This window comes from Sphingomonas sp. CD22, from assembly GCF_034556155.1.
Lineage (GTDB): Bacteria > Pseudomonadota > Alphaproteobacteria > Sphingomonadales > Sphingomonadaceae > Sphingomonas.
In genome coordinates this window covers 94,073-107,395 of record NZ_JAYDYX010000009.1, presented here as the reverse complement: position 1 = coordinate 107,395, position 13,323 = coordinate 94,073, and the positions used below count along the sequence as shown (strand labels likewise).

The 13,323-nt window shown below is 68.7% G+C and carries 13 protein-coding genes; 7 read left to right on the top strand and 6 right to left on the bottom strand.

What is annotated here, in order from left to right:
* Positions 1-217 precede the first annotated feature (217 nt).
* A complete protein-coding gene (locus SFC76_RS16830) occupies positions 218-670 on the top strand; it encodes a hypothetical protein (RefSeq protein ID WP_322850562.1) in 453 nt (150 codons plus the stop codon).
* A 14-nt stretch (positions 671-684) separates the two neighbouring features.
* Entirely contained in the window at positions 685-1,407 is a 723-nt protein-coding gene (locus SFC76_RS16825) for a TorF family putative porin (RefSeq protein WP_322850561.1), read from the top strand.
* Positions 1,408-1,430: 23 nt separating this feature from the next.
* Here the strand turns inward: SFC76_RS16825 and SFC76_RS16820 are convergent, their stop codons facing one another.
* From SFC76_RS16820 to SFC76_RS16810, 3 genes are all read right to left on the bottom strand, one after another.
* A complete protein-coding gene (locus SFC76_RS16820) occupies positions 1,431-1,805 on the bottom strand; it encodes a response regulator (protein ID WP_322850560.1) in 375 nt (124 codons plus the stop codon).
* A gap of 88 nt (positions 1,806-1,893) precedes the next feature.
* Positions 1,894-3,678, bottom strand: coding sequence for a putative bifunctional diguanylate cyclase/phosphodiesterase (locus SFC76_RS16815; protein WP_322850559.1), 1,785 nt, complete (start codon positions 3,676-3,678; stop codon positions 1,894-1,896).
* Positions 3,679-3,941: 263 nt separating this feature from the next.
* Positions 3,942-6,017 carry an ATP-binding protein gene (locus SFC76_RS16810; protein ID WP_322850558.1) on the bottom strand — a complete coding sequence of 692 codons (2,076 nt, stop codon included), beginning with the start codon at positions 6,015-6,017 and terminating at the stop codon, positions 3,942-3,944.
* A gap of 343 nt (positions 6,018-6,360) precedes the next feature.
* Here SFC76_RS16810 and SFC76_RS16805 point away from each other — a divergent pair, with 343 nt between their 5' ends.
* The 4 genes from SFC76_RS16805 (at position 6,361) to SFC76_RS16790 (ending at position 8,358) form a co-directional block, all read left to right on the top strand.
* Complete coding sequence (locus SFC76_RS16805) at positions 6,361-6,672, top strand: hypothetical protein (RefSeq protein WP_179944597.1); 312 nt, start codon at positions 6,361-6,363, stop codon at positions 6,670-6,672.
* Between the two features lie 36 nt (positions 6,673-6,708).
* Complete coding sequence (locus SFC76_RS16800) at positions 6,709-7,464, top strand: hypothetical protein (RefSeq protein WP_322850557.1); 756 nt, start codon at positions 6,709-6,711, stop codon at positions 7,462-7,464.
* A 224-nt stretch (positions 7,465-7,688) separates the two neighbouring features.
* On the top strand, positions 7,689-8,009 hold the full coding sequence (locus SFC76_RS16795; protein ID WP_322850556.1) for a Rap1a/Tai family immunity protein: 321 nt from the start codon (positions 7,689-7,691) through the stop codon (positions 8,007-8,009).
* A 4-nt stretch (positions 8,010-8,013) separates the two neighbouring features.
* Positions 8,014-8,358: a hypothetical protein gene (locus SFC76_RS16790; RefSeq protein WP_322850555.1), complete on the top strand. Its 345-nt coding sequence runs from the start codon at positions 8,014-8,016 to the stop codon at positions 8,356-8,358.
* 6 nt (positions 8,359-8,364) lie between these two features.
* Here SFC76_RS16790 and SFC76_RS16785 read toward each other — a convergent pair whose 3' ends face one another.
* Positions 8,365-9,261 (bottom strand): AraC family transcriptional regulator, encoded by an 897-nt coding sequence (locus SFC76_RS16785; protein WP_322850554.1) that lies wholly within the window; start codon positions 9,259-9,261, stop codon positions 8,365-8,367.
* A gap of 148 nt (positions 9,262-9,409) precedes the next feature.
* Here SFC76_RS16785 and SFC76_RS16780 point away from each other — a divergent pair, with 148 nt between their 5' ends.
* Entirely contained in the window at positions 9,410-10,135 is a 726-nt protein-coding gene (locus SFC76_RS16780) for an SDR family oxidoreductase (RefSeq protein ID WP_322850553.1), read from the top strand.
* Between the two features lie 60 nt (positions 10,136-10,195).
* On the opposite strand, the gene SFC76_RS16775 is transcribed toward SFC76_RS16780, so the two are convergent.
* Both SFC76_RS16775 and SFC76_RS16770 read right to left on the bottom strand, forming a co-directional pair.
* Entirely contained in the window at positions 10,196-10,702 is a 507-nt protein-coding gene (locus SFC76_RS16775; protein ID WP_322850552.1) for a ferritin-like domain-containing protein, read from the bottom strand.
* A 154-nt stretch (positions 10,703-10,856) separates the two neighbouring features.
* Positions 10,857-13,247 (bottom strand): TonB-dependent receptor, encoded by a 2,391-nt coding sequence (locus SFC76_RS16770; RefSeq protein ID WP_322850551.1) that lies wholly within the window; start codon positions 13,245-13,247, stop codon positions 10,857-10,859.
* Positions 13,248-13,323: the final 76 nt, after the last annotated feature.

The window sequence follows — 13,323 nt, the reverse complement described above, 5'->3', positions numbered from 1 at the left end:
TCGGGGTCGCCCGCCTGTCGGTATCCGCGTCCCGAAGCGTCCGCTCAGCAGGTGGTTCGCGACGACGGGCGTCGCGACGCCGAATGGCGACGCATCTTACATTTTGTTGCGCGCTGCCGGCGCCGCAACCTGCGCCCGTTACCCGGATTTATAAGGCCATGGTCCCACAACATCCGCATCACCGGCCGGGACAGGCCGGGATGCCGCAAGGAGAGACATGATGGCCTATATGCTGATGGCCGGTCTGGCGCTCGGCGCTGCCGGTGCCACGCTCGGCATGACGGTGGATCATCACACGCAGCTCGATCACCACAGCGGCCGCATCGCCGTCACCTATCGCGGCGATGTCGCGATCCACCACAAGCAGGTCGGCACCGCAACGGACGGCGGGCGCAGTTCGACGCTACGCTGCGACTGGAGCGCGAAGATGACCGTCGCTCGCCATGCGATCGGCACCAGCGGCGCCAGCATGACCCGCCATATCGCCGACACCCCAGCGATCGCCGGCACCCGGCCGGGCTGGTGCACCACCAACCGGTCCGCGATCAGCGAGGAGGTCGCCAGCCGCGCCGGCGACATGCGGCGCCATCTGGTGACGGTCGCCGAAGAGGATCATGCCGCCTTGCGGGCCGAACTCGACCGGTTGCACGGGGCGGAACGCACCGGATGATCCTAAGGCAGGCCATGATGCTGAGCCTTGCCGCGGCCGCGCCCGCCGTGGCGCAGGATGTACCCTCCGCGGGCGTGGCCGCGAGCGTGGAGGTGACGAACGACGAGGTGCGGCGCGGACTGAGCTGGAGCGGCGGCCGCGCCGCAGTCGCCGGCGCGCTGCGTGGATCGCTCGGCGCGGTCGACGCGTCGGTACGCGCGGTGACGCTGCGCGACAGCCCGCGCCATCCCGGCGCGGAGGCCGTCGTCGATCTGACCGCGGGCACCGGCTGGGACTTCGGCGCGATCCGGCTCGACGCCAGCGCGACCGCGCATCTGTTCGCCGGGACGCGGGAGCGGATGGACTATGTCGAACTCGGCGCCACCGCAGGCTATGGCTATGGCCCGGTTTATGCGACGCTCGGCGTCGCGGTCGCGCCGTCGCAGGAGGCGATCGGCGGCAGCAACGTGCATCTGCGCGCCGACGCGAACGCGGGCATCCCTGGTACGCCGTTCACCCTGCTGGCGGGGCTCGGCCATTCGTCGGGGGGTGTTGCCGATCCGCTGCGCGCGCAACGCCTGCGGCCGGGCGGCAGCTATCTGGATTGGCGACTCGGGGTCGAGCATCGCCGCGACCGGCTGACCTTCGGCATCGACTATCTCGGGAGCGACGTCGCGCCGGAGGACGCCACCGGCCGCTTCGCCGATGCTGCCCATGCCGGCGACCGGCTGGTCGGCCGCGCGCAGCTGTCATTCTGATCGGGACGGCGGGGACGGGTCGGTCAGTGCGTGACGGGCCGGACCGGTCGGGTGGCGATGAGCTGCCGGATCGAATCGCGCAGCCGGTCGTGCGACACAGGCTTCTCGATCACCGCGCTTCCGGAGGGGCAGCCGCTGCATCCCTGGGGATGGCCGGTGACGTAGAGCACGGGGATATGGCCGCCCGCGCCGGTGATCCTCCGGACCGCCGCGACGCCGGTGCCATGGCGGAGTCTGACGTCGGCGACGATCAACGCCGGCACGCATCGGGTCGCCGCCCGCTCGGCCTCGGCCTCGGTCTCCGCCACCTCGACGGTACGGGCGCCCGCGAGGATCGCGGCATCGCACACGAACTGGCCGAACAAATAGGAATCCTCGATGATCAGCACGTGCGGCATTGGGGCCTTCCAGCTATCCGCTTGAAAAATGCTGCAAATACCGAATTGTTCCGATAGCGTAACGATATCGGCGAGGGCAGGCGTTACTCTAACCACCCACCACGCGCCGGTCGCGATGATCCGCCAGCCACGTGGCGAAATCCGCCGTTTCCATCGGTCGCGCGAACCAGAAGCCCTGCGCTTCGTCGCAGCCGAGCCGGGCCAGCACCGTCGCGGCGGCTTCGGTCTCGATCCCCTCGGCGACGACGTGATAGCCGAGCTTCTTGGCGAGGCCGATCATCGTCTCGACCAGCACGAAATCGGGCCCTTGCGCGCCGGTCAGGTTGCGGATGAAGGCCTGGTCGATCTTGAGCACGCGCGCCGGCAGCCGCTGGAGATAGGCGAGGCTGCTGTGCCCGGTGCCGAAATCGTCGATCGCCAGGCAGATGCCCGCCGCGGCCAGTTCGCGCAGCATGGCGAGCGCCTGTTCGGGCTGCGCCATGATCGCGCTCTCGGTCAGCTCGATCTCGAGCCGGTCGGGGCGCAGCCCGCGCTGGAGCAGGCCGAGCTGGACGCGCGCGACGAAATCGGTCTCGGTCAGATTGGCGGCGGAGATGTTGACCGACAGCGTCTGCGTCATCGCCGCGCGATCCCAGCGCGCGAGCTGGTCCATCGCCGCGTCAAGCACCCATTGCGTGGTCGGCCGCGCCATCGCGGTCTGTTCGATGATCGGGATGAATTCGGCCGGCGATATCTCGCCGAGCCGCGGATGCCGCCAGCGCAGCAGCGCCTCGGCGCCGACGCAGCGGCCGCTCGCCATGTCGAGCCGCGGCTGATAGACCAGCCGCAACTGGTCGCCCGCCTCCAGCGCCGCGCCGAAATCGCGCAACAGGCGATATTGGCGCTGGTGGGCGGTATCGTTGGCGGCGGAATAGAGCGCGATCGACCCGTCGGCGCGGCGCGCATCCTGCGCCGCGCTGGCCGCCCCGCGCAGCACGTCGTCGGGCAGCACGTCGCCGAGGACGAAGGGCCGCACGCCGATTGCGACGCTGGTTACGAAGCGCGCCGACGACGAGCGGCGGATCAGCGCGAACCCCGATTGCAGCACGTCGAGATAGGCCGCCTGTTCGACCCCGGGCGGCGACAGGAAGGCGAATTGCGCGGGGCCGACGTGATAGACGTTCCGGTTCGGCGCGAGCATCCTGGCGAGCGCGCGCGCCGCCTCGCGGATCAGCTCGTCGACACGCGTGCCGCCCATGACGCGCGTGATCCGGCTGATCTGGTCGTCGCGCGCCAGGTCGACCACCACTGCGAACCGCGGCTCGCCGGCAGAATCGCGCGCGAGATCCATCAGATCGTCGCGGAACTGGTTGCGCGTCGGCAGGCCGCTAATCGGATCGATCCGTCCGAAGGCATGCTGCAACTCGATCTGCGCCATCACCATCGCGGCGAGATCGACCAGCCCGGCCAGCTCCGCCGGCGACACCTGACGCGGCGCGGTGCCCAGCACGCACAGCGCGCCCAGGCCATAGCCATCGCTGGTGATCAGCGGCGCGCCAGCGTAGAACCGCGTGCCCGCGCGCGCCAGCACGCTGTCGGCATAATAAGGATCGGCCAGCAGATCCTCGACGACCAAAGGTGCGGTCGATTCGGCGACCACGGCGCACGGCGCCTTGTCGCGCGGGATGCTGCAATGATCGATGCCGACGCGCGACTTGAACCATTGCCGGTCGCGATCGGTCAGCGAGACCGCGGCGACCGGCAGCCCGAAGATCTGGCTCGCCATGCGGGTGATGCGGTCGAAGCTTTCGCTCGGCGGAGTGTCCAGCAATCTGAGCTGGGCGAGGGCGTCAAGCCGGGCGTCTTCGTCGACGTCATTCGCGCGCGGTTTCATTGTGATTCAGATTAAGATCAATATCTTAAAGATGTGTGGCGGCCGCATCGCCGGCGGCCGCGCGCGGTTTCGGCCGCGCCGTAAAACGCCTCGCCGCGCCGGGACGGCGTCGGGCGAGGCATCTACCCGGCCTTGGGGGGCACCGAGCGTCAGCACCACTGACCCTTATTCCCTAACGAAAGGTAAAAGGTGCAGCGTGGCCGGATAGACATTCGGTCAAATTCCTCCCCCGCCAGGGGGAGAATATGGAAAGAGCGATCCGCTTAGGAATGGGCGAGCTGGCGGTCGGCCGGCTCGGTCCCGGCCAACACTCCGGTCAACGCGGCGAGCAGATCGGCCTGGCGGAACGGCTTTTCGAGCCGCGGCAGATCGGCCGCGAGGCCGACCGCGTCCGAATAGCCCGAGACGACGAGGACGGGCAGGCCCGGCCGCCGCGCGACGATCTCGCGCGCCAGCTCGACCCCGGTCATCCCGGGCATCAGATGATCGGTGACGAGCAGGTCGATCGCGCCGGCCGCGTCCAGGCGGGCGAGCGCCTCGCTCCCCGAACACGCCTCGATCACCTCGAAACCGAGATCGACGAGCATGTCGGCGGTCGACGCGCGCACCAGATCCTCGTCGTCGACGAGCAGCACGGTGCCGGCGACCGCGGCGGTAGCGACGCCCTGCGCCGGGCGCACCGCCGCGGCTTCGGCGCCGGCGGGCAGCCAGAGCGCCACCGACGTGCCTTCGCCGACGCTGCTGTCGATCGTCAGGCGGCCGCCGAGCTGCAGCGCCAGACCGTGCGCCATCGACAGGCCGAGTCCGGTGCCGCGGCCGACGCCCTTGGTCGAGAAGAAGGGCTCGACCGCGCGCCGGCGCGTGTCGGCATCCATCCCGATGCCCGTATCGGTGACGCGGATGACGACATAGGCACCCGGCGCCAGCCCCGCCGCGACCGGGTCCTCCGCGCAATGCGCCGACACGGTCAGCCGGCCGCCGCCCGGCATCGCATCGCGCGCGTTGACCGCCAGATTGAGCAGCGCCATCTCGATCTGCTGCGGATCGGCGATCGCATGCGGCAGCGCGGGGGCGATATCGAGCTGCAGGCGGATCTGCGGCCCCAAAGTGGTGCCGATCAGGTCGGCCATGCCGCGGATCAGCGCCGACGGCGCGACCGGCTCGGGGCGCAGCGGTTGCCGGCGCGCGAAGGCGAGCAGGCGCTGCACCAGCGTGCGCGCCCGGTCCGCCGACTGCAACGCGCCCGCGATCAGCCGCTGTTCGCGCTCCCCGCCGATCTGGCGGCGGTGGAGCATGTCGAGGCTGCCGATGATCGGGGTCAGCAGATTGTTGAAATCGTGCGCGACGCCGCCCGTCAGCGATCCCATCGCCTCCAGCTTCTGCGATTGCTTGAGCGCCTCCTGCGTCTCGACCAGTTCGCGGGTCCGCTCCTCGACCCGCTGTTCTAGCGAGCTCGCCGCGCGGCGCAGCGCCTCTTCCATCACCTTGCGCTCGGTGACGTCGATGGTCACCCCGGCCATGCCCTCGACCCCGCCGCCCAGCAGCAGCGCCGGGCGGCCGCGCGCCTCGATCCAGCGCTGGTCGCCGGCCGGCGTCGTGATGCGATATTCGACATGATAGTCGCGCCCCTCCGCCAGGCTGCCCGCGATCGCCGCGCGCACCCGGTCGCGATCCTCGGGGCAGACCGCGGCCGCGAAATCGGCGTAGGTGAAGGGCGCGGCGGGATCGCGGCCGAACGTCACCCGGCACGTCTCCGACGTCTCCAGCCGATAGGTGAGCGCGTCGAGCGCCCAGGTGCCCATCCGCCCGGCGTCGAGCGTCAGCGTGCGCAGCCGCTCGCTTTCCTCCATCGCGTGGATCAGCCGCGCATTCTCGATCGCGGTGCCGGCGAGTTGCGCGAGCATCTGCAACCGGTCGATCACCTCGGGGCCATGATCGCCGGGCTCGGACCAATAGGCGCCGAGCGCGGCGACCGGCTCGGGCGTGCCGATCGGCGCCATGATCAGGCTGCGCACGAAGGTGGCGCGATAGGCGTCCTGCGGCACGCGCGCGTCGGTGCGCACGTCGGCGATCACCGTCGTCTGGCGATGGCGCATCACCCAGCCCGAGATGCAGGTGTCGGCGGGATAGCGATTGCCGCGCCACAGCGGCCCGATCGCATCCTCGGCGACGTAATAGCATTGGTCGCCGTCCTTGAGCGCGACCGCGATCCCCTCGGCGTCGAGCGCGTCGCGCGCGGTCAGCCGCAGCGCCTCGACCACCGCGGCGATCGACCTGGCGGCGCCGAGCCGTTCGCTCGCTTCGCGGAGCAGCGCACTGACCTCTCGCCCCTGGGGCACTATCGGTTCCTTCGTGGCAGCTGATCCCGTTCGACCATTATCATCTCCCCCCGGCGAACGCGACGCGGCAAACACGCTGAAACCGCACGAATGCCTTGATCGCGATCAGCCGACGGCCGATTGCAACGATCCTGACGATGGATCGTTAAAGCCCCGTAACAGCAGGATGTTGCGACGGGATGAAGCGTGTCGCCGGGTCTGCCGCAGCCGATCAATCGGCCTGATCGGTGCCCGGACGCCGCCCGACCCCCGCCGCAGAACGCGCACGTCTTGCCTGATATCGATTGTCAATTGGCGTCGAGCCTGAGCTGTCTGCTGCGATCCATATTGGAAAGGTGAGTATATGCGTCTGAATTTCCCCAAATCTTCCGCGGTTGTCGTGATCCTGGTCGGTGCCACCGCGCTCGGCGGCTGCGCGACCAAGGGGTTCGTCCGGGAGCAGATCGCCACCGTCAACACCCGTATCGACGGCATGGACGGCCGTCTGCGCACGGTCGAGGGCACCTCGGGCCAGGCGCTCGCCCAGGCGCAGGCCGCCGCGGGCCAGGCACAGCAGAACGGCCAGCGCATCGACCAGCTCAACGGCCGCGTCGACGGTCTCGACCAGCAGGTCCAGCAGCAGGCGCAGCAGCGCGCCCGCCGTCCCCGCGGTTAAGCACCAGGGCACCGGACGGCTCTGCTGAACAAGATCGTGTCGACAGGGCTGTCCAGCGGCCACGCGGCGCTTGCCGCGCTGCTCGCGCTCGCCTTGACCGTTCCGGCTGCGGCGATTGCGCCGCGGCCGGGCGCGGGCAAGACCGCGCCCCGCGCCAAAGCGGTCAAGGTCGCCAAGTCGGCCAAAGCCAAGATCGCAAAGCCCGTCGTACCCGTCGTGGTGCCGGCGCTGCCGCGTTCGGACGCGGCGAACCGGGTGATCGCCTGGGTCGCCGCGGCGCACGACAATGCCGGTCTGCCCTATGCGGTGATCGACAAGCCGACCGCATCGCTCTTCCTGTTCAGCGCCAAGGGCGAATTCCTCGGCGAGACGCCGGTGCTGCTCGGCATCGGCGTCGGCGACGAATCCTCGCCGGGGATCGGCGCCAAGCGGCTCGAGGAGATCGGCCCGGCCGAGCGGACGACGCCGGCGGGGCGGTTCGTTGCCAAATTCGGCCGCGCCTTCGGCAACCAGCGCGTGCTCTGGGTCGATTATGCCAATTCGGTCGCGCTGCACGCGGTGATCACCACCCACAAGAGCGAGCATCGCGTCGACCGCTTGCTGTCGCCGACCCCGGACGACAACCGGATCAGCTTCGGCTGCATCAACGTCGGCACCGGTTTCTACACCAAGTCGCTGCGCCCGCTGTTCCAGAAGAAGGGCGGCATCGTCTACATCCTGCCCGACACGCTGCCGCTCGACGACGTCTTCCCCCGCCTGCGCCTGCTGCCCTATCTCGGCGCGACCGCCTGAAGAAGGTTCGCGCGGAGGCACGGAGGGCGCAGGACTGCATCGGATGAGTTAGCGCGGTCCTGCCGCCGCATGGCCCTACGGGAAACACCACGGGCGCGGCAAGCGCAACACCTCCGCGCCTCCGCGCCTCCGCGCGAACCATCCTTCTCCTTTTGCTATCTGTCGCTCTGACCTAGGCTGCCGCCTCGCCCCGGCTTTCCGGGCGGCCATGCGAAGGAACGATCATGCTGATGCTCACGCTTGCCCTGCTGGCCGCAACGGACCGACCGGTGGTGGTGAGCGCGCTGACCACCGGCCAGCTCGTCGAGCAATGCCGCGGCAAGGACAACGACCCGACCTCCAATTTCTGCACCGGCTATATCCTCGGCGTCTTCGACACGCTGTCGCTCGCCCGCCAGATCTGCCCGTCGCCGGCGCGCGCCTCCAATATCGAGGTGCTGGCCTCGGCCCGCAAATACCTGCGCAAGCACAAGAAGGCCGCTGCCGCCCCGGCCTTCGTCATCCGCGACGCGCTGCGCGACGCCTTTCCCTGCAAACGCAAATGACGGCATGAGGGATTGGGCGGAGGTCGTCGCGGCGGGACTGGCGCTGCCGGGAGTCGAACAGGGCAGCCGCTATGGCCGGCCGGCGCTGCTGTTCCGCGGTCGGATGCTCGCCGCCACCACCGCGCCCGACCCGGCGAGCTTCGTCCTCCACGTCGCGCTTCCCGACAAGGAGGTGCTGATCGACACCGACCCCGCGACCTTCTGGGAAACCGACCATTATCGCGGCTGGCCGGCGATCCTCGTCCGCTACGGCACCGCCGCGACCGGGCGCATCGCCACGCTGCTCGCCCGCGCCTGGTGGGACCGCGCCACCATCGCCCAGCGCCGCGCTTATGGCGAACGGCCGTGACGCGCGTCACACCGGCATCAACAGGCTGCCGCTGGTCTGCAGCCGCTCGATATCCCGGCGCGGCGGGGCACCGAACAGGCGGGCATATTCCCGGTTGAACTGCGACGCGCTGTCATAGCCGACGGCGAAGCCCGCGCTTCCCGCAGTCGCCCCTTCCGACAGCATGAGCCGGCGCGCCTCCTGCAGGCGGAGCTGCTTTTGATATTCGAGCGGCGTCATCTTGGTCACCGCCTTGAAATGCTCGTGCAGCGACGACGGACTCATCCCCGCGGCCGCGGCGATGTCGTCGATGCGCAATTGCCGGTCGAAGCCGTTGCGGATGAGCGCGATGGCGCGGCTCACCTGGTTGAGGTGACTGTCGGCGACCGCCATGTAGCGGAGCGCGGCGCCGTGCGGGCCGCTGAGCAGGCGGTAGAGGATCTCGCGCTCGATCAGCGGTGCCAGCGTCGGGATATCCTCGGGCCGTTCCAGCAACCGCACCAGCCGGATCGCCGCATCGATCAGATCGTCGTCGCTGCGATAGACCGCCAGCGCCGGCAAATCGGCCTTCGGCGCGCGGCCACCCGCGGCTAGGATGAGGTCCGCCAGCGCGGCTTGGTCGATATCGATCTTGCAGCACAGATAAGGCGCCTCGGCACTGGCCTCGGTCACGTGCCCGACCAAGGGCAGGTCGACCGACACCAGCAGATAGTGCGTCGCATCGTAGACCAGGCTGCGATCCGCCAGCGACACGCGCTTGGCGCCTTGGGCGATCAGGCAAAGCGACGCGTCATAGACCGCGGGCAGCGGCACCGTCGGCTCGTCGGCACGAAACAGCGACAGCCGCTTCACCGCCGTGCTCGCCATGCCGGTGCGGGTGATGTGCCGCGCGACGAGGGCGGCGAGGTCAGCGATCCGGGTCATCGCCGCTGTGTGTCCGCATCCCGCCGCGCCCGCAAGCGCATCGCCACGGTTTTCGGAGGATCGTGCAACACGTCCGGGGGATCGCTCTCACCCTCCTGCCGGCGCCGGTGCCATCTGCGTCGTGTCACAGCGACAGCAAGGACACATCATGACCGACGTCATCGACAAGACCATTCTCATCAGCGGTGCCTCCAGCGGCATCGGCGAGGCGACGGTGCGCGAACTCGCCGCGACGGGCGCGCGCCTGTTCATCGGCGCGCGCCGGACCGAGCGGCTGGAAGCGCTCGCGGCCGAGTTCGGCGCCAACGTCGGCTGGCAGGCGCTCGACGTCACCGACGCGGCGAGCTTCACCGCCTTCGCCGACGCCGCACAGGCGCGGTTCGGGCGCATCGACGTGCTCGTCAACAACGCCGGCGTGATGCCGCTTTCGCCGCTCGCCGCGCTGAAACAGGACGAATGGACGCGGATGATCGACGTCAACATCCACGGCGTCCTCAACGGCATCGCCGCGGTGCTGCCGCGCTTCGTCGCGCAGGGATCGGGGCATGTCGTCAACGTCGCCTCGATCGCGGCGCACCTCGTGATGCCCAGCGCGGCGGTCTATTGCGCGACCAAATATGCGGTGTGGGCCATCACCGAAGGCCTCCGGCAGGAGCATGACGACATCCGCACGACGATCATCTCGCCCGGCGTCGTCGCGACCGAGCTCGGCAACGACATCACCGATCCGGATATCGCGACCGCGCTGACGACGTGGCGGCAAAAATCGCTCACCCCCGACGCGATCGCCCGCGCCATCCGCTACGCGCTCGCGCAGCCCGACGGCGTCGATATCAACGAGATCATCGTGCGGCCGACGGCGGCCGGAATGTAGTGTTCGTCGCCGCAGGGCGGCGACACCCCCGCCGGCATGCCGGCGGGGGTGGGGCGATGGTTACGCCTCTTCTTCGGCCTTCGCGTTGACCGCGGTCTCGGCGAGCTTCGTCATGAACTCATCGCCCCCGTAGATCTCCTTGGTGGCCTCGCGCAGCGCCTTGTTGTCGTCCTTCAGCCCCAGCGCCTTGGCATAGGCCGCGGCGGTGCCGAAGCCGGCGATGCCGTAATGCGTCATGCGCTGATATTGGGCGATGATCAGCACGTCGAGCACCGGGCCCTTCTCGGGTCCTTCCTCGAGCACGTGCTTGGTCGCCTCGGCGACCAGGCCTTCCATGCCCTTGCAATGCTCCTTGGAGACCTTCTCGTCCTGGCCGGCGATCAGCTCCTTCAGGATGTCGGTGTGCTTGGAGATGCCGTCCTGCGACTTGGTTAGCATCTCCTTCAGCGTGGCGTCGCTCGCCTTGGCGGTGATCTTCTTCAGCACCTTCTGCATCTGGTCGTTGGCCGACCAAAGGTCCTTCAATTCGTCCGCGTACACGTCCTTCAGGTCTTCGGGCGTCGACATCGTCATTCTCCTCGGGTGCACGCTATTTGCCTGCGCTGGAGCGTATGAGGACCGTCAACGTTCCTGAACTCTTCTTAAGTTATCAATAACTTACGTTGGCCATACAGGCCCGGCCGAGCGGTTCGACCCACGACGCGGCGCGACCGGAACCGCGCTACATCCGGAAGCGCACCGTGCCACCGACGGTACGCGGGTCGCTCGGCGAGCCGAGGATCAGGCCGGAATTGCCCGCCTGGATCGTCAGATTCTGGATATAGTCGGCATCCAGCAGGTTGCGCGCCCAGACGATCACCTCGGTGCCATCGGCGAAGCGATAGCCGATGTTGGCGTTGGTCAGATTGTAGCCGCGGATATAGGTGAAGCGCGACAGGCTGGGGTCGCCGTTATAGCCGCTGCGCGAGGCGGTATCGACGTGGACGAATGCCGCGCCGCTGCCGATCGGGCGGGTGTAATCCAGGCCCGCGGTCACGGCGAAGCGCGGCAGCGAGGCGAGGCGGCGGCCGGTCAGGCTGCATTGCGTCGTCGCGGCGGTCTGCACCTCCAGCGGGCAGGGGCCGGCGGGATAATCGCTGTACGTGCCATCCGAATAGGCGACATTGGTGCGTGCGCTGAGGCCGGGCAGCAGGACGGCGGTGACGTCCGCCTCGATCCCCTTCACCGTCACCTCGGGGATGTTGGAGAGATAGCCGCGCAGCTGCACCGTCTGGGTCAGCGAATTCTCGACGACGGTCGCCTGGAAGTCGTGCACCTTGGTGTAGAAACCGTCGATGTTGACGATCAGGCGCCGGTCGAACAGCGTGTTCTTGATCCCGACCTCATAGGTTTCGTTGCGCTCCGGGCGCACCACCGCGGTGGCCAGCACCGGACGATTGCTGTTGTCGAGCGGCAGACCCGACATGTTGATCCCGCCCGATTTGAAGCCGCGGGCGTAGCTCGCATAGGCCATGGTGTTTTCGGTCGCCTGCCACGCGATGTTGCCGCGTCCCGACAGGCTGCCGTCGCTGTCGTGCGCTTCATAGCTTTGCGCGCGCAGCACGCCGAGGCGCGCGTTGACGAGCGCCGCATTGGTCGTCGCCGGACCGCCGGACACGGTGGTGGTGTAATAGCCGTCCTTGTCCTCCTGCGTGTAGCGCAGGCCGAGCGTCGCGGTCAGGCGCGGGAGGAGCCGCCAATTGACCTCGCCGAACGCGGCATAGCTGCGGCTGCGGAAGTCGGTGCGGCCATCCTGGCCATAGCCGTCGAGCAGATTGGCCGGCACCGCCGTGTTGGCCGTGCCCGTCGTCGTGCCGATCAGATAGCGCGCCGCAGCGGGACCGTAGATGCTGATCGGCCGCCCGACGATCCGCTGCCGGAAGCCGTACAGGCCGACGACATACGAAAGCGGCCCGGTGCCGTTCGAGGCGAGGCGCAGCTCCTGGCTATATTGGTCCTGCCGCGAGGGGATGTGCTGCGACGATTGGATCGGCAGGCCGGTATAATCGCGGTCGTTCTCCGCATCCCAGTTCCAGAAGCGCCACGCGCTGACCGAGGTCAGCGTCGCGAAACCGAGGTTCCAGTCGGTGATCGCGCTGACCCCGCCTTCGTTGGTGTCGACGCCGAGGGGGCCGTCGATGTCGGTGACGCGGTCATAGGGGTTGGTGCTCGCCGGCGTGTAGCCGAATTGCGCGGCGAGGCCGGCGGGTCCGCCGAACTGCCGGCTGGCGGCACGCTGGCTGGTGCCGGTGCGCAGATAGACCTGTCCGCAGCAATAGGCCTGGAAATTGGTGAAGTCGGCGATGACCCGCATCCGGATCGCGTCGTCGGGCTTGAACAGCAATTGCCCGCGCACCGCCTGCGTGCCGAGCGTATTGGTGTCGCGGCCGGTGCGGATGTTGTCGATCACGCCGTCGCGGCGCGTCGAGACGCCCGAGAGGCGATAGGCGATGCCGTCGGTGATCGGGCCGGACACCCAGCCCCTGGCCTGGACGAGATTGCGCTCGCCATAGGACAGCTCGGCGAAGCCCTCCTGCGTGAAGGTCGGCGCGCGCGTGGTGATGTTGAGCGCGCCGGCGGTGGTGTTCTTGCCGAACAGCGTCCCCTGCGGACCGCGCAATTCCTCGACCTGTTCGAGGTCGGCGAAGTCGAACGCGGCGGTGGCGGGGCGGGCGTGATAGACCTGGTCGACGTAGAAGCCGACGCCCGGCTCCAGCCCGTCATTGGCCTGGCTGACCGCGACGACGCTCGACCCGAGGCCGCGGATGGTGAAGGCGGTGTTGCGCGGATTGGCCGAGCTGTAGTTGAGGCTGGGGATCAGCGTCGTCAGCCCCTGCGTGTTGACCGTATAGCTCTGGTCGATCAGCGCGCCGCCCACCACCGACAGCGCGGCCGGCACGTCCTGCGCCTTCTCGGCGCGGCGCCGCGCCGTGACGATGACGTCGGCGACGTCTTCCGCATTCCCGGCGCCCTCGGCCTGTGTCGTATCGGCGGTGGTCGTTTGCGCGACGGCGGGTGCCGCGACGACAGGCATGGCGACCGCGCACAGCAAGACCGCGAAACGCTTGGACATCGATGAACACCCCTTTGGCGCGGGGCGTCCGCGCTCGTTATATCCGGGCGTATATCGACTGTGTATTCAGGCGTAT